1 protein-coding gene is annotated in these 578 nt (G+C 27.5%); it reads right to left on the bottom strand.

Annotated features, from left to right (window positions below; genetic code table 11):
* Positions 1-111: 111 nt before the first annotated feature.
* Positions 112-240, bottom strand: coding sequence for a hypothetical protein (locus AC4FQ1_RS13135; protein ID WP_491169875.1), 129 nt, complete (start codon positions 238-240; stop codon positions 112-114).
* Between the last annotated feature and the right edge of the window lie 338 nt (positions 241-578).

Below are 578 nucleotides of genomic sequence, written 5' to 3' on the forward strand. Positions count from 1 at the left end.
ATCTAGCTTTAAGTACTCATTTACATATTTCATTAATTAATCACCTTCTTATATATACGCGAGAACTACTAAATAGTAAGGCTTTTTAATTAATACATAACTTTTCCTATATCACTTCTTTTTTTCTTTGCTTATCTTACGCTCCCAATATGTATCTTGATACTTCTTAACCTTATCCTTGTTCCTCCTACGCCATTCTCTCATGTATGAATTTCTTTCTTCCCTTGCTTTATCATTCATTCTATATTCTCCTTTCTATTTTTAAGTAACAAAAAAACCACAGGAACAACACCAGTAACTAACTGATTAATTGTTTCCCGTGGCTATATGATAATTGCCTTCCACCTTACAGGTAGGGTACTTAAAATATTCTTTTTTTATTTATCTTTATTATATCATTTTCTTTTAATTTTTCAAACATACGTTCTATATATTTTATAATTATTTTAACTGTATTTGTATAAATATTGACAATTATAGACAGTTTAAGTTAATATAACCTAGTGCCTGCAGGACATACATACAAATTTAAATAAGGTGGATTTATATTATGATTATTTGGAGTAGAGGTGGAATTT

It is taken from the genome of Clostridium sp. TJA020 (assembly GCF_058310295.1).